The sequence below is a fragment of the Proteiniclasticum aestuarii genome (assembly GCF_017368455.1).
Lineage (GTDB): Bacteria > Bacillota > Clostridia > Clostridiales > Clostridiaceae > Proteiniclasticum > Proteiniclasticum aestuarii.
Genome location: NZ_JAFNJU010000007.1, coordinates 36,859 through 58,660, shown reverse-complemented (window position 1 = coordinate 58,660; position 21,802 = coordinate 36,859). Strand labels below are relative to the sequence as shown.

Below are 21,802 nucleotides of genomic sequence, written 5' to 3'. Positions count from 1 at the left end.
ATTGCAAGAAACACTCCCCTGAAAAAAGAACTTTTTCTTTTTCCGGGAAGTGTTTCATATATGATCAGATACTGAATTGCCCGATGACCGTTCTTAATTCGTCCGAGAGCTTCGCAAGATTTTCAGAAGAACCTGCAATCTGAGCGATGGAAGCGGACTGCTCCTCCATGGAAGCGGATGCTTCTTGGGTGGATGCAGAGTTTTCTTCCGATATGGCTGTCAGATTCTGTAGGGCGTCCATAATGGCTTCCTTCATCTCCATCATGATCTTACCGGACTCATTGAGTTTCTTCGTGTACTCGATAGAGAAGGTAGTGGCGGACTCAATGGCGCTATACATCTCTTTGCTGTTATTCACTGTTTCAGCCTGTTCGCTGCTGATACTGAGCACTCTCTCCATTGTCCTCACCGCATTGGAAGCATTTTTCTGTAGCTCTGATACGGTCTGGTCGATGGCCTTGGTTGAGCTGGCGGACTGCTCTGCAAGCTTCCTGATTTCTTCGGCTACCACGGCAAACCCTCTGCCTGCTTCTCCGGCTCTTGCCGCTTCGATGGCCGCATTCAGTGCCAGAAGATTGGTCTGGTCGGCAATTCTTGAAATCATGGCACTAGCCTGTCCAATGTTCTTTGCACTCTTGTTGGTGAGATCAATGATCTCAGCGATCTCTTTCACGGAAGCTGTGCTTTCCCCTGTGATGGCCATGAGTTTCTCCATCTCGCTCATGCCCATCCCTACGATTTCTGCAACCTGCAGGGACGATTCGTTCAGCTGAACCATATATTCATTGTTGATTTCAATACTTTCGCCCAGAGCGGTTGCCTTGGCAGAACCATCTTCTGTGGAAGACGCCTGCTCAGATGCCCCCCTCGCAATCTCCTCCACGGTACGTGACACTTCTTCAGAAGTGATGGCGGACTGCTCAGAACTTGCCATGAGCTGTCTGGAAGAAGCAGCCACTTCATCAGAGGAAAGACTCACTTTTGAAATGATGTCCCTGAAACTGTCAATAATGGACTGAAGAGCTCTTGAGATATCCCCCATTTCATCTTTTCCTGACAAAGCTTTATTCGGAAGGTCCTCTCTGAGATCCAGTTTCGCCAGACCTTTAGCCTTCTCCACCACCGGTAGAATCGGCTTTACGATTCTTGTTCCTAGAACATAGGTTACAATGATTCCGATAAACAGAGCCAGAAGCGATATCCACGTAATATTGTTTCTCAGCGTATTGGCTGTACTAAGAACTTCCATCTCTGATGCTGTCACAACAAGGGTCCACTGGGTTCCTTCGATGGGTGAATAGGCCGCAAAATAATGATCTCCATTGATCTCGTACTCTGAAGCACCCACTTTTGTTTTCAGGATCTTTTCAAACAGCTCCGCAGCTGATTTCTGACCGGGATCTGTTTCCTGAAGCTTAATCGGATTCGCCTGACTGGTTACCTTTTCGAGATCCTTATGAGCAATGACTGTACCTTCAGCATCGATGATATAAGCATATCCTGTCTCTCCATACCGAATCCCCTTGGTCAGGGCACTCAAAGTTTCACCCTTGTATCTTCCAAGAAGTCCGCCCACCACACGTGTATTCATGTAGATCGGCGTGGCATAGACAAGAACCGTCTCTCCTGTAGCTGGACTGATACCAAAGTAGCTCACCTGTTCACCTGAGAAGATTTCCAGCACCTGATCATCCGATGGAAGCTTCACCACATTTCCTGAGGTATAGTTCAGTGTCTTGTCAGGTCTGATGACCGCAATATCGTCAAATTCCAGTTTCGGAAGCTGTCTTCTGATGATGTTGTACTGTTCTTCCAGCCCCATGGCCTTCATCTGGTCCAGTTCTGCTAGAACTTCCAGTGACAGTCTCTGGGTATGCATTTCACTCTCGACAAGCTTTGTTCCTTCGATGGCTTTATAGGAGAGGTCCCGCACTGCTTTTTCTTTCATCATATCAGAAGCTGATATGGTGGTCACAGCGCCCAGCGCGATGGTGATGACGGCGATGAGCGCCGTGAAGCTCAGGATCAGTTTACTTCTAATTTTCATGTTCTACCCTCTTTCAAACGTTGTCTGAGAAATATAATCCTCATGATGATTATCGTAATGATTGCTATAGCCATAGAGCACAAGGCTCAATTATCCCGTTATCAGCGCTCACATCCTTTGTTTCTGTCTTTATAAAATAATTCAATAATTAAGAAAATGGCAAACCACAAAATATTGGATAGTAGTCAGACCATTCATAATATCGACCATATACTAAAAATGTTAATATCGGAACAAAAGAAAAAACCCCTTAGGTGGAGTTTCTCTGCTTATATGATGCTATTGAAAACTGTATCATGCGAGGCTCATCTCATTTTCTTTACCGCCTTCATGATATAAAGAAGTCCCAACCCTATGAGTCCGCCAGCGGTGCCTAGAAGAAAGTTCCCCGTAACAAATCCTAACCCTATGCCAATGATGAATCCGCCTAAGATTAGATTCTCTTCCAGATCATCCTGATTCTCATCCTCATCCATAACATCATCAGGTTCTTTCCTGCCGGAAAAATCTTCATCCATGAGCTCATCCAGGGATAGTCCGTAGTAGTCACCAAGCATCCTCATCTTATCCATGTCAGGAATCGCTGCACCCGTCTCCCATTTGGATATGGACTGCCTGGTGATGTGAAGCACCTTGGCCAGCTCCTCCTGAGAAACCCCTCTTTCCTTTCTTAAATTCTTCAGTCTTTCCGAAAAAGTCATTCTGTCTCACCTCCTCTTCAGTATACTTTACACATCTCTTTTCCGAAAGAGAAAGGCGGTTGCATCCTCGCACTTTTCGGTTGCGCTTCTCTTTTCAATAAAACCACGTATCTTTACGCAACCTCAATAGGGACCCGTTTCAGCAGAAAAGCCACCCGAAGGTGGCTTTTCTGTCTACTTCTGATTTTCTCTTAGTCTACTTTGAAGGAAATCTTCACATTCACTCTGTAATTGACGATTTCTTCTCCTTCGACAATGGCCTGCATATCTTTCACATACACACTCTTGATGTTCTTCACGGTCTTGGCGGCTTCCTTCACCGCCACCTTGGTGGCTGCTTCAAATCCGTCTTTGGATTCAGCTAAGATTTCAATCACCTTTACTACTGACATGTACTTTACCTCCTATGAAAATATCGTTACAGATAGTTTAACAAGGAAGTGAAGCGATCCTGTGACGATAGAAGAAACATTCTGTAAAGCTTCCTAACGAATGGCATCGGCCTTGGCTTTTCTGCCCTGAAGAATGGAAAGCACCACCAGAACCATCATCATGATGAGCACCACCACGATGGCACTCATACCTGCATAGATGCCGAAGGCATCCGAGAGCGCCCCCGTGAGTATCGGCATCACGATGGCGCCGACACCGCCCAGAAGCAGCAGCACGCCCATGGCCATGGGGAAATCCTTGATGGTCTTTCCCACCTTAGATACGGTGGTGGGATAGATACCCGCCATGGACAGCCCGATGCCGAAGATGGCAATGGTGATCAGTGTCACATTGGTGGTGGACAGCAGAAGAAAATAGAACAGCACCGTTCCTGTGGTGGTCACAAGGAGGAGCGTCTCCTTCTTTATGCGGTCACCATAGAAACTCACGGTAAGCCTTCCTGCAAGAATGGCCATCCACAGCATGGAGGCCAGCCCCTGAGCATAGCCGATGCTCATGATATCAGCATCCACAAAATACTTCACGATCCATCCGTTGATGGTGGCTTCACCGGCCAGATAGAAGAAAAGAATACCCGCATGAACCCAGAAGACCTTGGACTTCAGAAATTCGTAGCCCTTCTTTCCTTCCTTCACCGCCACCTTCTCCTTCATCTCCATTCTGGAAAAGAAGAACACAGAGAAAGAGGTCAGCACAACAATGATCAGGGCGCTGAGTCTCCAGCCGTTGTCTCCGGCGATCTTCGTGGAGAAGATCACCAGGATCGGCGCAAGGATCGCCCCCACCGCAAATACGCTGTGCAGAAAGCTGAGGGCTGAAGGGCTGCTGTCCGAAACCTCATTGACCATGGTGTTGTTGAAGTTGCTGACGCTGCCTCTGCTGATCCCTGTGAAAAGGAACGCCACAAGAAGAAGCAGCGGACTGCCCGTTACAATCATCAGCGTAAATCCGATGACCACAAAGCTTGAGAGCATCACGATGGACCTTTTTCTGCCTAAATAGAGCGGCAGAACGCCTGCCACAAATCCTGCTGCAAGATTCCCGAGGGAATGGGCGGAGATCAGGGATCCGCTCAAGGTGTCGGAAAGACCGTACTCCCTGCTTATAAGCGGAAGCAGCGATCCCATGACCATGGCAAAGATACCATTGACGAAAAACACATAAAATACCGCATTCAGGATGAATTTCTCCCGTTTGTCCAGCCTGGTGTAAAAATTTTCATGTTGCATAGTTAAAATATCCTCATCTTTCAAATTCTCTTCCTGAAACCTGCCTGACTTCTCCAAAGTGGTTTCAGGATTTCTTCTTTCCTTTTTTTCTGAAAATGGATGGAAGGCAGACCTTCTCAGTCTACCTTCAATCTCTGGCTTGTATGTTTTTATACCTTTATGCCTTTATGAAATAATCAGCATATTCTCCATGGATCTTGTCTCCAAGCCTTTCGATGCCCCCATAGAGATGCTTTGTGATCATAGGCTCCACTTCCTCGAAGCGTCCTTCCTTCATCATCTGAACCAGCATCTTGTGCTCTTCATAGATGGCATGGAAGTTCTTCACCACTACGATATCCAGCATTCTGAATCTGGTGTAGTGAACCAGAAGCTTCTGGATCTCTTCCCAGACAATGCATTTGTCCGTTTCAACGAACCAGTTCTTGTGGAACTCACTATCCAGTTCATAGAACTCATCGGGTGTGAAGTCGCCCTGCAGCAGTTTCTCCTGCTTTTTCAGGCTCGCATCCAGCCTTTCGATGAAGCCCTCCCCTCCGCTTTTCATGGCGTCTCTGATGACACGGGTCTCAATGGCGACTCTCATGTAGATCAGCTGTTTGATGCTATCAAAATCCAGGAGCGATACATAGCTCGCCTTATAGGGAATGGAGTGGATAAGCCCCTCATCCCTTAACCTCTGCATCACGTGCCTGCTGGGTGTTCTTGAAATGCCATACTTGTCACAGATGATCTGTTCCGTGATCAGGGTGCCAGGTTTGATTTCAAGACTGAGAATCTCTTTCTTCATGAGTTCATAGACATCATCACCCATGGTATTGGCCTTGTATAGATTGTTTCTTTCCATGATGCGTTCACCTCAAATCCTTTTCAGTACGATCTGCTTCTTATCTCAGGTCCTTCATATCCACATGGTCCATGTCCGTGAACTCGATGTTCTCTCCGCACATGCCCCAGATGAAGGTGTATTTCCCTGTGCCCACTCCGCTGTGGATGGACCAGCTCGGGGAAATGATGGCCTGTTCATTGCTCACGACGATGTGCCTTGTTTCCTGGGGCTGTCCCATCATATGAAACACCTTGTCGTTTTCATTGAGGTTGAAATAGAAGTACACTTCCATTCTTCTCTCATGGGTGTGACAGGGCATGGTGTTCCAGACGCTGCCCGCTTCCAGCTTTGTCATACCCATGACCAGCTGACAGCTTTCCACAACATCGGGATGCACATACTGGTTGATGGTTCTCTTGTTGAGATTTTCTGTGCTGCCCAGATGAACTTTCTTCGCTTCTTCCAGTGTGATGATTCTAGTGGGATAGCCGTGATGGGCAGGTGCGCTGTTGAAATAGAACTTGGCCGGATTTTCTCCATCCACGCTCATGAATTCCACATCTTTCGTACCCATGCCGATATAAAGGCCGTCTTCCGGATTCATATCGAATACTTCTCCGTCCAGCTTCACTTTCCCGGCTCCACCCACATTGATTACACCAGCTTCTCTTCTCTGGAAGAAAAACTCCGTGCCCAGTTCCTTTCCGGCACCCAGCTTGACCTCGCCATTCACCGGCATGATGCCGCCTGCGATGATTCTGTCATTATGGGAATAGACGAAGCTTGCCTCATCTGCCGCAAACACTTCTTCAATCAGGTAATGGTCTCTGATCTCTTCTGTGGTATAGAATTTAGAATCTTCCGGATGTGTGGAATATCTTGTTTCCAGTTTCATTTTTATCCTCCTATTGGTCTTTCTTCGTTGTTTCTGTAACCTGTGTCTTCTTTCTTCTTATCTTGCCAGCCATCCGCCGTCCACGGCCATGGTGAATCCGTTCATATAGCTGGATGCTTCTGAGGCCAGGAATACGCAGGGTCCGCCCATGTCTTCCTTGGTGCCCCATCTGCCCTGTGGGATTCTCTTCAGAATCTCTTCGCTGCGCTCTTCATCCTTTCTCAAAGCTTCCGTATTGTCCGTGGCCATATAACCTGGCGCGATGGCATTGATGTTGATGTTGTACTTTGCCCACTCATTGGCCATGGCCATGGTGATGCCCTTGACGCCTGCCTTGCTGGCCGTGTAGGATGGGACTCTGATGCCTCCCTGATAGGAAAGCATGGAGGCAATGTTGATGATCTTGCCTCCGGTGCCCTGCTTCACATACTGCCTGGCTGCCGCCTGGGACAGGAAGAAAACCGTCTTCAGGTTGATGTTCATCACATCATCCCAGTCCTTTTCATTGAAGTCCAGTGCATCTTCACGCCTGATGATGCCTGCATTATTGACCAGAATGTCCACATGACCCATCTTCTCCACTGCTTCTTCTATGACCCGGCTGGCGTTCTCTGTATCTCTAAGGTCTGCTGTGATTCCATGGAATCGTCTGCCCAAATCCGTCACCAGCTTCTCTGTCTCATCCAGCGTCGTGGAACCCACTCCTACGATATCCGCCCCCGCTTCCGCCAGTGCCAGTGCGATGCCCTGACCAAGCCCTGTTCTTGCACCTGTCACAACAGCAACTTTTCCTTTTAATGAAAATCGATCCATTGCAGCCTCCTTGTTTTTAGATTGTATACATCATATACAATCATTGTATCGTCAATGCCCTTCTCATGCAACCACTTTGACATCTATTCATGAAAGGTTCACCTGTCCTCCGCTATGCTAATTATATTTTTAACAGATTACACGCCATGGCACTGATCATTCTCCACTTTTCATCAGTCCGAAGTATCTCCATGAACTTGCCTGAAAACATGGAAAGGCAGACCATTATAAAGTCTGCCTTCTCCCTGACAGAAGATCCTCACGGTCAGAACTTCCCGTGAAACAACCTCTCTGCTGTTTAAATTTTATCAGAGTCTTTCCCGTTCTAATCGACTCTGATCTTGATGACACATTTTCTGATGGCTGAATCTTCTCCGGAGATGCACTGCGGTCTGTGAATATCCTCCGGGAAAAACACCGCAAAATCTCCAGGTTTCAGATCCAGAAATATCTCTCCATCCAGATCTTTCCGATAAAAGCAGTTATCCTTCTCCTTCAGCTCATCGGTGAGAATCTCTATTGCATGATTTTTTCGGATGAATCCGATTTTTTCTCTTCCTTCAATAAGAAACTGAATATCCATGTGTTTTCCATGAGATTCCGGTCTTCTGGCTTCGATTTCTTCCGTATGGACAGAGGTAATGAATCCGAAGATTGTTCCCTCTTCCAGCACGAATTTCTCATCTTCCATGGTTTCAGGATCCAGACGCTCCAGAAAAGTCAGCGCCTTATGAAGTCTTTCCGTATAGATCTGTTCTTCTTTTCTCCAGGTTCTGATGCTGCTGTATATCATATTTTCACCTTTCCCTTCCGATTGCTTCATGCAATGTTTCAATTATTTCACAAGATCCAGTAGCCTTGGCAGCGCCAGAGACAGTTCAGGCAGGAACGTCACCAGAAGCAGAATCACCGCTGTGACGATGAAAAATGGAATCAGTCTCCTGAATACCTGCTCGATGCTCACACTCCCGACTTTGCAGCCCGTGAACAGGATCGGTCCCACCGGTGGTGTGATGGTGCCGATGCAGAGATTGAACACGATCATGATACCGAACTGCACCGGATGCATGCCGAAGCTTTCCGCCATGGGCAGGAAGATCGGTGTGAAGATCAGCACCGCTGGTGTCGGATCCATGAAGGTTCCGATGACCAGAAGAATCACATTCATAATCAGAAGAATGATGATCTTACTGGAGGTGATGCCAAGCAGAGCATTGGCGATGATCTGTGGAATATTGGTGAAGGCCATGACCCAGGACATGATGGATGATACACCGATCATGAAGATGACAATGGCCGTCATCCTTGCCGAATCCAGAAGAATCCTGGGCAGATCTTTGGGTTTCAGCGCTCTATAGATAAAGGATAGCACGAGAGAATAGACTACCGCAATGGCGGATCCCTCTGTGGCTGTAAAGACGCCTTTTAAGATACCACCGATGACAATGACGATGAGAAGAAGACTTGGAATGGCATCCAGAAACACCATGAGTCCTCTCTTCAGGGAGTAACTGTCCTTTGAGATGTATCCTTCTTTCTTCGCCATGATGCCTGCAATGATCATGACACCAAGGCCCCATAGAATCCCTGGGATGTATCCTGCAATGAACAGCGCGGAAACCGATACGCTGCCGGCCACTGTGGAATAGACGATGAGGGTGTTGCTGGGAGGAATCAGCATGCCCGTAGGGGCTGAAGCGATGTTCACCGCTGCACTGAACTCCTTGCTGTATCCTTCCTTTTCCTGAAGAGGACCCATGGTACCACCCACAGCAGCTGCAGCAGCTACACCGGAGCCACTGATGGCGCCGAAAAGCATGTTGGCTACGATGTTGGACTGAGCCAGTGAGCCAGGCAGCTTTCCGCTGATGACCTTAGCGCAGTTCACCAGCCTGATGGCGATGCCTCCGTTGTTCATGATGTTGCCTGCTAGAATGAAGAACGGAATGGCCAGCAGGGAAAAGGAGTTCGTTCCAATGAACAGTCTCTGCGCCGATGTGACCATGGCATTCTCGAATGGCAGGATCAGTGCCATGGCAAGGGTTGAGGATAGGCCGATTCCGATGCTGATGGGGACACCGATGATCAGTAGAATCGGTACCGCCACCAGCATGATCAGACCTGCCTGTAATGCAATATCCATATTAGATGGCCTCCTTTACGCCGGCGTTTCTCTGATCCAGCGTTTCCTTGATGTTGTAGATGCAGTAGAAAATGATGCATACACCGCTGAAAGCGATGGCGGAGTAGATGACGCCCATGGGAATCTGTAGAGCCGCATCGGTCTGTCCCATCTGACTGCCAAGAGAAATGAACCCACCGTAGATCATGACACCCACTGCGAAAACCGCTATGACGATTTCACTGAGAATATCTGCCGCAACTCTCATATTCCCCTTGAACTTATCCTTGATGAAGACGATGGCCATATGGTCTCTCTTTCCGAATACATAGGCTGCGCCGTACATGACCAGCCACACAAAGAGGTACTGGGAAAGCACTTCCGTCTTCGCACTTGGATTATTGAGAAAATACCTTGTGAACACCTGCCAGGAAACAAGGATCGTCATGATGCCCATGATTGCTATGCAGAATATCTCTAGAATCTTATCCAAACCATTCTTGATTGTTTTCATTTTTTGCTCCTTTTGCAAATAGGGTTTCTTCATAAAGAGAATCTGGAAAGCATGCTTCCCAGATTCTCCAAAACTGCCTGCCTATGCTTACTTTACAAGTCCTCTGATGGCTTCATAGATGGCCTTGGCTCCCTCGGAAGCTGCGGTCACTTCGTCATGAAGCGGCTTCACGTTTTCCTGGAAAGGCTTGATGTTGACATCAACGAATGTTGCGCCGTTCTCCACCGCGATGGCCTTGGCTGCTTCCACACTTTCATTCCAGACTTCAAATTCATTGATGATGGTTTCGTTCATCAGGTTGTCGAAGATCTCCTTGTTTTCAGCGGTCATGCCATTGTAGATGTCATCATTGATGATGATCAGATCCGGTACCATAAGATGCTGTGTGTAGGAGAAGTAAGGTGCGATTTCATAGTGCTTGAGATCCGCGTAGGTCACTTCGTTGTTTTCTCCACCTTCAAGGACACCCTGCTGCACAGCTGTGTAGACTTCACCCTGGCCCATTGGTGTACCAACGCCACCCATGAGGTCCAGCATCTTCACCATGGTGTCTGATTCCATGACTCTGACTTTGTATCCGGCGAGATCTTCTGGAGTTTCAATAGGCTTGTCTGTGTACACATTTCTGGAACCTGCTGTGAAGGAACCTGCTACAAAGAATCCATTGGCTTCTGTGGAAGCGAAGAGTTCATCCAGAACACCGGATGTGAACACTTCCTTCTGATGATCCAGACTGTCGTAGATGTAGGGAAGTCCGATGACAGCGAATTCCTTGTTGAAGTTCTCAACGATGGGGTTTCCTACCACTGCCATGGCGATGGTTCCGGACTGAACAAGCTCCGCTGTCGCTCTCTGGTCTCCAAGAAGCGCATTGGGTGCGATTTCAAGGCTGTATGCTCCTGCAGTTTCTTCCTTCAGTTTTTCACCGAAGGCTGCAAGCGCCTTGTACTGCGGATGATTTTCAGACTGGTTGAATGCGATCTTCAGAACCGTTTCCTTCACAGCTCCGCCATTTCCTTCTTCCGCTGCGCCCTTATCTGCACCACATCCTGCCATTACGCCTAGCGCCATTGTAACTGCCATCATGATTGATACGATCTTTTTCATATTGTCCCCCGTAAAATTTATTTTTTTATTAATTGATACCTGCTGCTGAATGTCTTCGGTCTCTCATTGAATTATCTCAGATCCTGCATATCCACATGGTCCATGTCGGTGAACTCGATGTTCTCTCCGCACATGCCCCAGATGAAGGTATACTTTCCTGTACCGACACCACTGTGGATGGACCAGCTTGGCGAAATGATCGCCTGCTCGTTGCTTACTATGATATGCCTTGTCTCCTGAGGCTGTCCCATCATATGGAAGACCTTGTCGTTTTCATGAAGGTTGAAATAGAAATACACTTCCATTCTTCTTTCATGGGTGTGACAGGGCATGGTGTTCCACACACTGCCTTCTTCCAGTCTCGTCATGCCCATGACCAGCTGGCAGCTTTCGCATACAGCTGGATGCACATACTGATTGATGGTTCTCTTGTTGAGGTTTTCTACGCTTCCCAGATGCACCTTATTGGCCTGTTCCAGCGTGATGATTCTCGTAGGGAAGCTGTGATGGGCGGGTGCGCTGTTGAAGTAGTACTTGGCAGGATTCTCTTTGTCCATACTTGTGAATTCCACATCCTTTGTGCCCATGCCGATGTAGAGTCCGTCATACTGGCCCATGTCAAAGACCTGTCCATCCAGTTTCACCTGACCGGCTCCACCGATGTTGATGATTCCACCCTCTCTTCTCTGGAAGAAAAACTCAACGCCCAATTCCTTTCCGACGCCCAGGATGACTCTGCCGTTCACCGGCATGATGCCCCCTGCTATGATTCGGTCATTATGGGAGTATACAAAGTTTGCTTCCTCTGGCAGAAATACTTCCTCCACCAGGTAATGGTCTCTGATTTCATCCGTGGTGTAGTGTCTGGAATCCTCCGGATGAGTCGAGTATCTTGTTTCTAATCTCATTTGGTTCTCCTTCGTTTATGCTTATCGTGCAAGCCATCCGCCATCCACAGCTACCGTGAATCCGTTCATATAGCTTGATGCTTCCGATGCCAGGAATACTGCCGGTCCACCGATGTCTTCCTTGGTTCCCCATCTTTCCGCTGGAATTCTGCCCAGTATCTCGCTGCTTCTTTCTTCATCGGATCGCAGTGCCGCCGTATTGTCCGTGGCCATGTATCCAGGTGCGATGGCATTGATGTTGATGTTGTGCTTCGCCCACTCATTGGCCATGGCCATGGTGATGCCCTTCACGCCAGACTTGCTTGCGGTATAGGAAGGCACTCTGATTCCACCCTGATAGGAAAGCATGGATGCGATGTTTATGATCTTTCCCCCGGTTCCCTGCTTCACATACTGCTTTGCCGCAGCCTGGGACAGGAAGAATACGGTCTTGAGATTGATGTCCATGACGCTGTCCCAGTTCTCCTCTGAGAATTCCAGCGCATCCTGTCTCCTTATGATTCCTGCATTGTTCACAAGAATGTCCACATGCCCCATGGCAGCCACTGCTTCAGAAACGATTCGCTCTACAGGTTCAATGCTCAGAAGATCGGCTTCTATGCCGACAAATCTTCTTCCCATATCCGTAATCATCTTTTCTGTTTCAGGCATGGCGATATGCGCCACGCCCACTATATCCGCTCCAGCTTCAGCCATAGCCAGTGCTATGCCCTGACCCAGTCCTGTTCCTGCTCCGGTTACGATCGCAACTTTACCTTCTAACGAAAAATTTATCATAACTTCCTCCTTGAATTGTATTCACCGTATACGATGTATACAATGTATACGACCATTATAATCACAAAACCTGTAAACGTCAACAGCTATTTCTGATTAAATTAATCTTTTCACAAATAGGTTTTTTTCTATGCACCCCAACGCTTTTCTCTTCGCATCTCCTTTCATGACAGAAAACACAAAAAAAGATTCTTCAAGTCCTTCTTCCATTTTCGGAAGTGTACTTGAAGAATCTTCGGATCGGGTGGGTGATTCCGCTATTCGCTTATTAGGGGCACATTCAGTAGTAAGTCTATATTCACCAAGGAGAGTGACATGCTTATTTCTGTGCCAGCTATACAATCTATGTTTCGCTGGAAACATAGGATTTGTAGAAATGATCATTGTTCAGCAGCAGTTCACTGAAACTGCCCTCTTCCACGATGGATCCCTTTTCCATGATGAAGATTCTGTCATATTTCTCCATCAGTGATTTCGTGAGTTTATGGCTGATGGACAGCACCGTCATTTCTCTCATATTGAGTATCAGCTCTTCCAGCTCATAATCAGACTCATTCTTTTCAGAGCCTGCTGTTCCATCCAGAATCAGTATGGAGGAATGATTCATCAGTGCTCTTGCCACGGATATTCTCTTTCTTTCCTCTGCAGTGAACTCGTTTCTTTCCATCCTGTAATCTCCTTCTTCTTTTGTCAGAAGACCTACTCTCCCCAGATTCTCTCTTACTGTTTCGGGATCACAGTTTTTGGAGAGAACCACATTGCGGTAATAATCGCCTTCCAGCACAGGGATGTCTTCACTGATCAGTGAAAGCTCCCCTGATAATCTATTTCTGCTTATTCTTTTCAGATTTTTCTCTTTCACACTGACTGTACCTTCATAGGACTGAATTCTTTTTGTGAGAATGCCCAGAAGCACATCCACTCCTGAGTCTTCATTGCCCAGGATCAGATACTTCTTCTTTGGGAGAAAATCCATGCTGACACAATCCAGCATCTTCTCCTGTCCAATTCTTAAGGACACATCCGTTATGGAAATTTCATTCTGGCCCCTAGTGGCAGCAGCTTCTTCGTATATGAAGTTCCTCCTGACTAGTGCCATGGGATAACTAAGACTCTGCTCCAGGTATCTTTCTTCCAGTAAGGCGGGATTCCTTATGGACGTCACTACATTTATGAACTTCTCTTTTACATGCAACATACTCATGGGAAACCTCCTTATTCGCTTACTTGTGCAGATGCATTACCCCTTCAGCTGTCTGAAATCAGTTGTCCCCTCTCTCAAAAGGTTCAATGATTGAACTTCTCTGAAATACACGAGGAATATCGTTCTCACCGGCATAGGCTCGTACGGATAACACCGTACTAAACAGTAAAACAGCAACTAGCATTTTTGCGATAAACTTTTTGGCCATGATTTTTTCCTCCTTCAAGACATATTTGTATTTTATGCCTTCATTATACAAGTTATTTCGGAGGACAAACCCCGAACTTCTTCGGGATTTCGGGGGTGTTTTGAGCAAAAATGCTTCCAACTGAAACTAAATGGTATTTTTTCAGAATATTTAGTATTTCATTTTACTATATATATGAACCCTTGCACTTCATGCACATTCCATGCAGATTTTACACAGTATGTGAATAATTATGCTTCTTAAATTTTCTTTGCAATGAGGTTAGATACAGATTCTTCTCTTTCCATCCCTCCCTCTTTGCTCCACAAACTGCTTCGATAAGGCGCTGGAAAAAGAAGTACGTCCTATAAACCGTCATTAAATTTTGTGACAATTTCACATGGATAGGATATACATCAGGAAAAGTATGTTTTACAATGAAAGTAACAAACACATAGCAAATGAGGTATCAACATGTTTATCAGTTACAATCTGCTGGAATTCGGTGAAAAGCTGAAGGAACTTCGAAAAAGTCTGGGCTATAGTCAGGTGGAAATCCAGAAACTGGCTGGAGTCAGTTCAGATGGACTTCGTCGTATTGAAAAGGGAGAAGTGATTCCAAGATACGAAACACTGGAACTGCTTTCCTCCATCTATAAGGAAGATCTTCTGGAGCTTTTGAAAAATGCCAGAAGCAACAAGCTTCTCACGGAATATCATGATGAGCTCGATGACATCATCACCTGTTACGACGATCAGAAAATGAAGAAGCTGGAAGAGGACATCCGGCTCGGATTCACCGGAAAGAATGAATCCTCCATCGTGAATCCCAATGAAGTGATTCAGTTTCTCCTGCTCATCAGAGGCGCCTCTCTCTATCACTCCAGATTCGCCAGCGATCACAAGGATGCACGAAACATTCTTCAGGATGCGCTGAAGCTGACCATCCCTGCATTCAGGCTGGAAGACTATAAGGAGTATAAGTACAGCTACATCGAGCTACGGATTCTTCTTCTTCTCTCCATCCTCATAGCGGAAGATCAGGAAGTGGCCCTCAGCACTAAAATTCTCTACTTCATCCTGGACAGACTAAAAACCAGCACCACTTCAAAATACCAGGATTTTCTCATCATCAAGATCTACACCAATATTTCCTACAACTATCATCTGGAGGACAATCACAAACGAGTGATCAAAGTCGCCAATGAAGGAATAGCGTACTGCCTCAGCCGCGAACTGACTCACGCACTGAATTCTCTCTATTACAGAAAAGGCATCGCAGAATACAAGCTCCGACATAAAACCTACAAATCCTCTCTGTTCTCCGCCTTCTTCATTCTCAAAATGACGGGGAAGGAAGAACTTCTGGACATTTACCTGGATGTCACCGAAGAACAGTATGGCATTGAGTTTCCGACAGAATTTCTGAAAAGCAAATGACGCCCTCTAAAAGGCGTCATTTTTATATTCATTATTCTCTTTTTTTTCTGTTCTGGGATCCTGGATCCCGCTTCACGAAACCCTAATCCAGATAGGTGTCTTTCTTTCTCTCTCCGCTGTGCACCACTTCAATGATGTCATCCAGATCGATATCCGTATCAGAAACCGCGAAGTAGTCTCCCGTAAGGATGAGATTGGAAATGTAGGGAGCCTCTGTCAGGTGGTCCATATCATGGGGAACCCCGATGACTTCTCCTGTGGAGAGAATCACGGAACCCACACCTTCTCTTAGGAGATTGCTGCCCATGACCTTATCGCTGTAGGTCTCTTCCTCAGCTCCTAACAGATAGAGAATTGTAGGGAGCATATCTACCTGGCCGCCGATGGTGTCCACTTCCATTCCTTCCATACCAGGTATGTGGATGAAGAACGGCACTTTTTTGTTGTTTTCAGGAAGAGCGGATTCATGATACTTGTGGATTCCTTCATGGTCGCCGAAGACGATGATGGCCGTATTGTCCAGTTCACCCTTTTCTTCCAGCTCCTCATAGAACTTTCCAAGATGATAATCCGTGTAATGGATGCTCTCAAGATACCCCGCGTCATTGTCCTCTCCTGGTACGCCAAGGTATCGATGTTCTTCTTCAATGGTGAACGGAGTATGGGAAGTGACGGTCATCACATAGGAATAGTAAGGTTTTGAGGTTCTCTCTATTTCCTTCACAGACTGCTTGAACAGGGATTCATCGAGAATACCCAGGCCGCTGTACCTCTTGTCTTCAAAGAGATCCTCATGGATATAGTCGTCGATGCCGATATTCGGATAAACGATGTCTCGGTTCCAGAATGTGTCCTTGTCCCCATGCACCGCCATGGTATGGTATCCGCTTCGCTGAAGAAGCTTAGGCAGGGCAAAGTACGTATTCTCTCCATAGCTCATGAAGGCGCTGCCCTTCTGTGCAGGGTAGAGTCCTGTATTGAACATGAGCTCTGAGTCTGAACTGACCCCTTCCTGGATCTGCTCATATACGTTCGGGAAGCTGATGCTGTTTTCCATCAGCTTGTTGATGCTTGGCGTGATCTCCTGTCCTTCGAACTCGTAATCCAGCACGAAGCTTTCCAGCGATTCAAAGTGAACCACAATAAGGTTCTTTCCTGCCAGAATTCCTTTCAGGTCTTCATACTGCTGATCTATGCTGAAGTGGGTGCTGTTTCTGTTGAACCAGGCATCCACTTCGCTTACTTCTTCTTCACTCAGTCTCTTCACGCTGTCTCTTACATAGGCTGCCATATTGATCATATGATTACCCACCGGAGAAAGCATCAGTGCATGGTTTTCGTAGTTTTCGATGCCCGCAGTCTTTGACACAGTGAAAAACTGTGTCAGCATGACGATGAAGCTCATGGCGAAAGCCGTACCGAAAAGACTGATCTTCTTCAGTGTTGCCTCTCTGTTTCTCTTCACCGCTTCCGTCTCTCTCTTCACGATGCCCTTGCTCTTTACCACAAAGTACAGGGCAAAAGGAAGGTCGGTGAATACAAGGAAATTCAGATTCATGAAGTATTCCCCGGTGCTGGCTGCGAACTCAGGACTGATGTTCTTGAGGTACAGCACATAGAGACTGAAGAGTCTGTTGAGCCCGTCAAAATAGGTCATGTCCGCATAGAAGGTGATGGAGTAGAATGCGTTGACCAGAAACAGGTAGATCAGTTTCTTTCTTCCTTCAAACAGAAAGGAGAAGGAAACGATGACGCTGATGGGCGCAAAACTCAGAAGACTCATGAGAAATATTCTGGGACTTGCCTCATAGAGTGTCACCAGAAGAAATAGGGACTTCAAATATAAAACCACGACCAGAATCAGTGGTAGTGTCCATTTGTTTTTTGTCAGTCTTTTGATCATCCTGTCCATACATTTCACCTCTTGCACCTTCCGTGCATAATTCTTTGAATCTATCATACCAAAATCCATTTATAATACTATAGTTTCGACATTTGTTTAAGATAAGCTTCATCCTTACTTAAGCATTCGGAAACATATTTAACCGAAACTATAAGATTCCGATTTTTTTGTGATTCTTTATACATAATCAGGCTCCGTCCATTCCCTTTTCTCAAAATGAACCCAAAGATGCTTCATCTTCTTTAGAATTGAATCTATAATAGAGATAACGCATTTTCATCTAAGCATATCTTTAGACTTTTATTATAGTACCATAGTTTGATGAAAATAAAATAAAAAATTTTCTTAAATTGAAATAAAAACTGCCATCTGGTCACTCTAATAAGTAAAGGGGGGATGAAACCATTGGGCTTATTTGCGAAAAAACCACTGACTAAGGACTCCTATCTTTCATTCATCACATCCTATAAAAGCATCCTGTACAAAATCGCTTATGGTTACCTGTCCAGGGAGGCGGATGCCCTGGAAGCTGTGGATGAGGCCGTCTATTTAGGCTACGCGAAGCTCAAACAGCTGAAAGACCCGGAAGCGCTGAAGTCCTGGGTCACCAGGATTCTCATCAATGAATGCCACAGAATCCTAAGAAGCAGGAAAAAGGAAGTTCCAGCTGAGCATCTGCCTGAAATCGAGGCAATGGAAACCGAGACGTCCATGACTGTGAAAAGCGCCGTGGAGAATCTCCCGGAAGAGCTGAAGGAAATCATCATCCTGCGGTATTTTGCCGATTACAGCGTCAGAGACACCGCCATTTTTCTGGATCTTCCCCAGGGAACCGTAGCCACCCGTGCAAGGAAGGCACTGGAACTTCTGAAAGAAGATCTCATCTCCATGGAAGGAGGGTTGCGCCATGAATCTCTATGAAGACAATCTGAAAAATCTCATTGAAGAAAACTACACCGAACCCTCTGCCCTTTCCGGCGTGGAAGATCGATTTGAAAAGCGATTCGGGAAAGAAAGAAGAAAGAAACGAATCAAGATCAGCTCCGCCGTGACCAGTCTTCTGCTTGTTTTCATGTTCATCACAGCCAACACCGATACCGCCTGGGCGGAAAGCTTAAGAAAGATTCCAGTATTGCAGGAGCTTTTTTCCTTTATGACATTCAGTTCTAACTATGAGGACCAGATTGAAGAGCTGGGTCTTGTTTCCGACAATGGGGAGCATGAGCTCTACCTCCAGTACGCCCTGTCTGATGAGAAAGAGATTATTCTGTATCTTCAGTTTCCAGAATACATCACACTGGAAGGGTATGACCGACTGAAAGTAGAGGTAAAAAAGGTTTACGATCTGAAAACCGGTGATGATTATACCTCTTCCTTTATGCCTGAAAACAGTGCTTTTGCAGAGTCCTTTGAGCACAATTACCTGAATATCATGGGCATGCTGCCTCATGGTCTGGACATGCATTTCCCGACTGAAATGGGTTTTGTCCTGTCCGCCTCCATCGAGCGGAGAGACTTCACCTCCTCTCAGGGAATGGAAGTGAAGAGCACAGAAGATTTAGGTGAATTCTCCTTTGAAACTTCTCTGCAGAAAATGTCCAAGACAAAGAAAAGTGAGATCAATGAGACGCTGATCCTTGCCGGGAACAATCTGAACATCAAATCCCTGGAAAGAAGTCCCCTCTCAGCAGATCTGATCGTCTCAGAAGATCCTGAAAACGCTCACCGGATCACCGTATTCGAGGGCATGCTGATAGATACGGAAACAGGCGCAGTCATCACGGATGATTTATCCTTTGTTTCCTATGATACTGATTTTCACATTCGAAGCATTGCGCTGGGCTCCCGCTCTATGCGTAATGAGGCACACACTGCTGAACTCATCATCACTGGCGTCCATCTTCTGGATAAAAGCGAAGAATACATTACCATCGATTTTGACAAGAAGACCATGAGCCCGGAAATGGAAGGCATGGAATCTATCATAGGCAGCGTCGGCGGAAAATCTGTTCTCACCTTCCAGATCGACAACGTCGGCTCCAATGGTTTTACAACCCCGTTTTATTTCAACTACGAAACGAAAGATGGTGAAGTGAAACCCCTCCCTTATGCTTCCTACAGCACTGTAGGGGACAAGTCCACCATTTCCTATGAATTCGAGGAGGAAATTCAGGGTACAATCACCTTGCAGCAAAATGGATGGAACGACAATCATTATCTGCCATTGAAAGAGCCGGCCAGAGTCCTCATCGATATCCCTGAAGCATTTGCACCTGCTCCATAATCCTATCTACGATAAACAGGCATACCTGCAATCAGCGCAGCGATGAAAACCCGGATGAGATTCCAGATAAACATAGGATAAGGAGAGCAACTGCATCCGGAACCTTCTGGTGGATATTGAAGGATCAACTGCTTTGTAAAACTCATTATCCCATCACACCGAAAAGCGTATGGAACCGAATAATACTGCCATCTGGTCACTCTAATAAGTAAAGGGGGGATGAAACCATTGGGCTTATTTGCGAAAAAACCACTGACTAAGGACTCCTATCTTTCATTCATCACATCCTATAAAAGCATCCTGTACAAAATCGCTTATGGTTACCTGTCCAGGGAGGCGGATGCCCTGGAAGCTGTGGATGAAGCTGTCTATTTAGGCTACGCGAAGCTCAAACAGCTGAAAGACCCGGAAGCGCTGAAGTCCTGGGTCACCAGGATTCTCATCAATGAATGCCACAGAATCCTAAGAAGCAGGAAAAAGGAAGTTCCAGCTGAGCATCTGCCTGATATCGAGGCAGTGGAAACCGAGACGTCCATGACTGTGAAAAGCGCCGTGGAGAATCTCCCGGAAGAGCTGAAGGAAATCATCATCCTGCGGTATTTTGCCGATTACAGCGTCAGAGACACCGCCATTTTTCTGGATCTTCCCCAGGGAACCGTAGCCACCCGTGCAAGGAAGGCACTGGAACTTCTGAAAGAAGATCTCATCTCCATGGAAGGAGGGTTTCGCCATGAATCTCTATGAAGACAATCTGAAAAATCTCATTGAAGAAAACTACACCGAACCCTCTGCCCTTTCCGGCGTGGAAGAGCGATTCGAAAAGCGATTCGGGAAAGAAAGAAGAAAGAAACGAATCAAGATCAGCTCCGCCGTGACCAGTCTTCTGCTTGTTTTCATGTTCATCACAGCCAACACCGACACCGCCTGGGCGGAAAACATCAGAAAGATTCCCGTGTTGAAGGATTTTTTATCCGCCATGTCCTTTCTTACTCCTTATGAGGATGACCTGGATGAATTGGGACTGCTCTCTGAGAGTGGAGATTATCAGATGTATCTCCAGTATGCTTTATCCGATGATAAGAATATCAGATTCTATTTTGAAACCTCTGAGAACATCAATCTGGATGACTACGACCGTCTGAAGATAGAGCATTTCAAAGTCTATGATCTGAAAACAAAAGAAGAGTATGGACAGTATTTCTATCTCGGTGAAGCGGTCACCTCCGGAAATTTCAACAATCACTATTTCAGCCTTATGGGGATGCTTCCACCAGGAAGCGATCTTTCTTTCCCGGAGGAGCTGGGCATCGAATTCAGCGCAGTGATCTTAAGGGGGGAGCCCGGTACGAAGGAGTACTACAAAGTGATTGGCTCAGAAGCTTTGGGAGAATTCTCATTCCAATTGAAACTGGAAAACATGATAGAAAGACCAAGAAATGACATCAACGTCTCCCTTGACCTTCTCGGAAACAACCTGATCGTGAAGTCTCTCGAGACCAGTTCCCTATCCACCATCCTTCTCTTTGAAGAGGAACCTGATAACAAAGACCGTATCGTAAGCATCAGAGGAAAGGTTCTGGACGCTGAAACAAAGGAGGTCATAAGAGATAACCTGGACTACCAGGTCTTCAGTAAAGCACACCCTCAATACGGCATCTTTCTTGATCTATCCCGACTGTCTTCTCAGCCGGGCAGACTGGAACTGGTCATCGATGGCGTGAAGCTTCTGGACAAGGAAGAGGAGTACATCACCTTCACACCGGCTGAAAAAACCGTCGACAAGAGCATGACGAACATTGAACTGACCACCTATTCCACAGGATACAAAACGCTGCTAGGTTTCAAAGTGACCATAGAGGATCCTGAAGGATTTGAAGGTATTTTCCACTACGAGTATGAAACAGGAAGCGGCGAGAAAAAACGCATGCCTATGGGCAGCTTTCAGAATCTCGGTGAATATAGAAATATTTCCTATATCTTCGAAGAGGACATCAATGATACAATCATATTAAAAAGAAGCGGCAGTGAAATGCCCATCCACAAACTGGAACAGCCCATAAGAATACCTATTGATGTCCCTGAAGAATTTGAACCTGCACCTTAACATCCTGAAAGGAAGTGAACATATGAGTTTTAACTTTGATCAGAACAGACACGTGGCCAATCGAGTGGGTCAGGAAGTGGAAATCAAGGAACAGGCCAGAAAAGAGAAGAACCGGATGGAGATACCAGATGAGGAAAAAAGAGACAAGGAGAATTTTTCCTATAAAGCGCAGAAGAGAAAGAGGCTTCTTCGAAACCTCACAGGTGTTCTTGCCATCCTTGCCGTCTTCTATGTGATCTACTGGTTTGCAACCAGACTGTTCCTGTAGAATAATTATGAAGGACA

22 protein-coding genes are annotated in these 21,802 nt (G+C 46.3%); 6 read left to right on the top strand and 16 right to left on the bottom strand.

Translation table 11 applies throughout. The annotated features are described in order from the left end of the window. Window positions 1–64: 64 nt before the first annotated feature. From J3A84_RS09855 to J3A84_RS09785, 15 genes are all read right to left on the bottom strand, one after another. Window positions 65–2,047, bottom strand: coding sequence for a methyl-accepting chemotaxis protein (locus J3A84_RS09855; protein WP_207599857.1), 1,983 nt, complete (start codon window positions 2,045–2,047; stop codon window positions 65–67). Between the two features lie 305 nt (window positions 2,048–2,352). Then, window positions 2,353–2,748, bottom strand: a complete 396-nt coding sequence (locus tag J3A84_RS09850) for a helix-turn-helix domain-containing protein (protein ID WP_207599856.1) — start codon at window positions 2,746–2,748, stop codon at window positions 2,353–2,355. 191 nt (window positions 2,749–2,939) lie between these two features. After that, a complete protein-coding gene (locus tag J3A84_RS09845; RefSeq protein WP_207599855.1) occupies window positions 2,940–3,140 on the bottom strand; it encodes a dodecin family protein in 201 nt (66 codons plus the stop codon). 93 nt (window positions 3,141–3,233) lie between these two features. Then, on the bottom strand, window positions 3,234–4,430 hold the full coding sequence (locus tag J3A84_RS09840; RefSeq protein WP_207599854.1) for an MFS transporter: 1,197 nt from the start codon (window positions 4,428–4,430) through the stop codon (window positions 3,234–3,236). Between the two features lie 157 nt (window positions 4,431–4,587). Beyond that, complete coding sequence (locus J3A84_RS09835) at window positions 4,588–5,277, bottom strand: GntR family transcriptional regulator (RefSeq protein WP_207599853.1); 690 nt, start codon at window positions 5,275–5,277, stop codon at window positions 4,588–4,590. Between the two features lie 40 nt (window positions 5,278–5,317). Then, window positions 5,318–6,154 (bottom strand): 5-dehydro-4-deoxy-D-glucuronate isomerase, encoded by an 837-nt coding sequence (gene kduI / locus J3A84_RS09830; protein ID WP_207599852.1) that lies wholly within the window; start codon window positions 6,152–6,154, stop codon window positions 5,318–5,320. A 57-nt stretch (window positions 6,155–6,211) separates the two neighbouring features. Beyond that, window positions 6,212–6,967: a 2-dehydro-3-deoxy-D-gluconate 5-dehydrogenase KduD gene (kduD, locus tag J3A84_RS09825; RefSeq protein ID WP_207599851.1), complete on the bottom strand. Its 756-nt coding sequence runs from the start codon at window positions 6,965–6,967 to the stop codon at window positions 6,212–6,214. Between the two features lie 325 nt (window positions 6,968–7,292). Beyond that, entirely contained in the window at window positions 7,293–7,760 is a 468-nt protein-coding gene (locus tag J3A84_RS09820) for a NanQ anomerase/TabA/YiaL family protein (RefSeq protein ID WP_207599850.1), read from the bottom strand. 42 nt (window positions 7,761–7,802) lie between these two features. Next, window positions 7,803–9,110 carry a TRAP transporter large permease gene (locus tag J3A84_RS09815; protein WP_207599849.1) on the bottom strand — a complete coding sequence of 436 codons (1,308 nt, stop codon included), beginning with the start codon at window positions 9,108–9,110 and terminating at the stop codon, window positions 7,803–7,805. A gap of 1 nt (window position 9,111) precedes the next feature. Beyond that, entirely contained in the window at window positions 9,112–9,603 is a 492-nt protein-coding gene (locus tag J3A84_RS09810) for a TRAP transporter small permease (RefSeq protein ID WP_207599848.1), read from the bottom strand. A gap of 87 nt (window positions 9,604–9,690) precedes the next feature. After that, window positions 9,691–10,710, bottom strand: a complete 1,020-nt coding sequence (locus tag J3A84_RS09805; RefSeq protein ID WP_207599847.1) for a TRAP transporter substrate-binding protein — start codon at window positions 10,708–10,710, stop codon at window positions 9,691–9,693. A gap of 71 nt (window positions 10,711–10,781) precedes the next feature. Further along, entirely contained in the window at window positions 10,782–11,618 is an 837-nt protein-coding gene (gene kduI / locus J3A84_RS09800) for a 5-dehydro-4-deoxy-D-glucuronate isomerase (RefSeq protein WP_207599846.1), read from the bottom strand. Between the two features lie 21 nt (window positions 11,619–11,639). Continuing rightward, window positions 11,640–12,395 (bottom strand): 2-dehydro-3-deoxy-D-gluconate 5-dehydrogenase KduD, encoded by a 756-nt coding sequence (gene kduD, locus J3A84_RS09795; protein WP_207599845.1) that lies wholly within the window; start codon window positions 12,393–12,395, stop codon window positions 11,640–11,642. A gap of 343 nt (window positions 12,396–12,738) precedes the next feature. Further along, window positions 12,739–13,599 (bottom strand): ATP-binding cassette domain-containing protein, encoded by an 861-nt coding sequence (locus J3A84_RS09790; RefSeq protein WP_207599844.1) that lies wholly within the window; start codon window positions 13,597–13,599, stop codon window positions 12,739–12,741. A 58-nt stretch (window positions 13,600–13,657) separates the two neighbouring features. Then, a complete protein-coding gene (locus tag J3A84_RS09785) occupies window positions 13,658–13,807 on the bottom strand; it encodes a hypothetical protein (RefSeq protein ID WP_207599843.1) in 150 nt (49 codons plus the stop codon). A gap of 453 nt (window positions 13,808–14,260) precedes the next feature. Between J3A84_RS09785 and J3A84_RS09780 the strand changes: the two genes are divergently transcribed. Next, a complete protein-coding gene (locus J3A84_RS09780; protein WP_207599842.1) occupies window positions 14,261–15,226 on the top strand; it encodes a helix-turn-helix domain-containing protein in 966 nt (321 codons plus the stop codon). Window positions 15,227–15,308: 82 nt separating this feature from the next. On the opposite strand, the gene J3A84_RS09775 is transcribed toward J3A84_RS09780, so the two are convergent. Continuing rightward, on the bottom strand, window positions 15,309–17,138 hold the full coding sequence (locus J3A84_RS09775; RefSeq protein ID WP_207599841.1) for an LTA synthase family protein: 1,830 nt from the start codon (window positions 17,136–17,138) through the stop codon (window positions 15,309–15,311). Between the two features lie 396 nt (window positions 17,139–17,534). On the opposite strand from J3A84_RS09775, the gene J3A84_RS09770 reads away from it, so the two are divergent. From J3A84_RS09770 to J3A84_RS09750, 5 genes are all read left to right on the top strand, one after another. Next, window positions 17,535–18,050 (top strand): sigma-70 family RNA polymerase sigma factor, encoded by a 516-nt coding sequence (locus tag J3A84_RS09770; protein WP_207599840.1) that lies wholly within the window; start codon window positions 17,535–17,537, stop codon window positions 18,048–18,050. Continuing rightward, on the top strand, window positions 18,037–19,413 hold the full coding sequence (locus tag J3A84_RS09765; RefSeq protein ID WP_207599839.1) for a DUF4179 domain-containing protein: 1,377 nt from the start codon (window positions 18,037–18,039) through the stop codon (window positions 19,411–19,413). The genes J3A84_RS09770 and J3A84_RS09765 overlap by 14 nt, the downstream gene beginning before the upstream one ends. A 228-nt stretch (window positions 19,414–19,641) precedes the next feature. Continuing rightward, window positions 19,642–20,157 (top strand): sigma-70 family RNA polymerase sigma factor, encoded by a 516-nt coding sequence (locus J3A84_RS09760; protein ID WP_207599838.1) that lies wholly within the window; start codon window positions 19,642–19,644, stop codon window positions 20,155–20,157. Next, window positions 20,144–21,517, top strand: coding sequence for a DUF4179 domain-containing protein (locus J3A84_RS09755; RefSeq protein ID WP_207599837.1), 1,374 nt, complete (start codon window positions 20,144–20,146; stop codon window positions 21,515–21,517). The genes J3A84_RS09760 and J3A84_RS09755 overlap by 14 nt, the downstream gene beginning before the upstream one ends. A 22-nt stretch (window positions 21,518–21,539) precedes the next feature. Further along, window positions 21,540–21,785: a hypothetical protein gene (locus J3A84_RS09750; RefSeq protein WP_207599836.1), complete on the top strand. Its 246-nt coding sequence runs from the start codon at window positions 21,540–21,542 to the stop codon at window positions 21,783–21,785. Window positions 21,786–21,802 lie beyond the last annotated feature (17 nt).

What these genes read in the sequence shown, in the direction of transcription:
- J3A84_RS09855 (WP_207599857.1), bottom strand. Translation starts at nt 2,047, where the DNA reads ATGAAAATTAGAAGTAAACTGATCCTGAGCTTCACGGCGCTCATCGCC.
- J3A84_RS09850 (WP_207599856.1), bottom strand. Translation starts at nt 2,748, where the DNA reads ATGACTTTTTCGGAAAGACTGAAGAATTTAAGAAAGGAAAGAGGGGTT.
- J3A84_RS09845 (WP_207599855.1), bottom strand. Translation starts at nt 3,140, where the DNA reads ATGTCAGTAGTAAAGGTGATTGAAATCTTAGCTGAATCCAAAGACGGA.
- J3A84_RS09840 (WP_207599854.1), bottom strand. Translation starts at nt 4,430, where the DNA reads ATGCAACATGAAAATTTTTACACCAGGCTGGACAAACGGGAGAAATTC.
- J3A84_RS09835 (WP_207599853.1), bottom strand. Translation starts at nt 5,277, where the DNA reads ATGGAAAGAAACAATCTATACAAGGCCAATACCATGGGTGATGATGTC.
- kduI (WP_207599852.1), bottom strand. Translation starts at nt 6,154, where the DNA reads ATGAAACTGGAAACAAGATATTCCACACATCCGGAAGATTCTAAATTC.
- kduD (WP_207599851.1), bottom strand. Translation starts at nt 6,967, where the DNA reads ATGGATCGATTTTCATTAAAAGGAAAAGTTGCTGTTGTGACAGGTGCA.
- J3A84_RS09820 (WP_207599850.1), bottom strand. Translation starts at nt 7,760, where the DNA reads ATGATATACAGCAGCATCAGAACCTGGAGAAAAGAAGAACAGATCTAT.
- J3A84_RS09815 (WP_207599849.1), bottom strand. Translation starts at nt 9,110, where the DNA reads ATGGATATTGCATTACAGGCAGGTCTGATCATGCTGGTGGCGGTACCG.
- J3A84_RS09810 (WP_207599848.1), bottom strand. Translation starts at nt 9,603, where the DNA reads ATGAAAACAATCAAGAATGGTTTGGATAAGATTCTAGAGATATTCTGC.
- J3A84_RS09805 (WP_207599847.1), bottom strand. Translation starts at nt 10,710, where the DNA reads ATGAAAAAGATCGTATCAATCATGATGGCAGTTACAATGGCGCTAGGC.
- kduI (WP_207599846.1), bottom strand. Translation starts at nt 11,618, where the DNA reads ATGAGATTAGAAACAAGATACTCGACTCATCCGGAGGATTCCAGACAC.
- kduD (WP_207599845.1), bottom strand. Translation starts at nt 12,395, where the DNA reads ATGATAAATTTTTCGTTAGAAGGTAAAGTTGCGATCGTAACCGGAGCA.
- J3A84_RS09790 (WP_207599844.1), bottom strand. Translation starts at nt 13,599, where the DNA reads ATGAGTATGTTGCATGTAAAAGAGAAGTTCATAAATGTAGTGACGTCC.
- J3A84_RS09785 (WP_207599843.1), bottom strand. Translation starts at nt 13,807, where the DNA reads ATGGCCAAAAAGTTTATCGCAAAAATGCTAGTTGCTGTTTTACTGTTT.
- J3A84_RS09780 (WP_207599842.1), top strand. Translation starts at nt 14,261, where the DNA reads ATGTTTATCAGTTACAATCTGCTGGAATTCGGTGAAAAGCTGAAGGAA.
- J3A84_RS09775 (WP_207599841.1), bottom strand. Translation starts at nt 17,138, where the DNA reads ATGGACAGGATGATCAAAAGACTGACAAAAAACAAATGGACACTACCA.
- J3A84_RS09765 (WP_207599839.1), top strand. Translation starts at nt 18,037, where the DNA reads ATGAATCTCTATGAAGACAATCTGAAAAATCTCATTGAAGAAAACTAC.
- J3A84_RS09755 (WP_207599837.1), top strand. Translation starts at nt 20,144, where the DNA reads ATGAATCTCTATGAAGACAATCTGAAAAATCTCATTGAAGAAAACTAC.
- J3A84_RS09750 (WP_207599836.1), top strand. Translation starts at nt 21,540, where the DNA reads ATGAGTTTTAACTTTGATCAGAACAGACACGTGGCCAATCGAGTGGGT.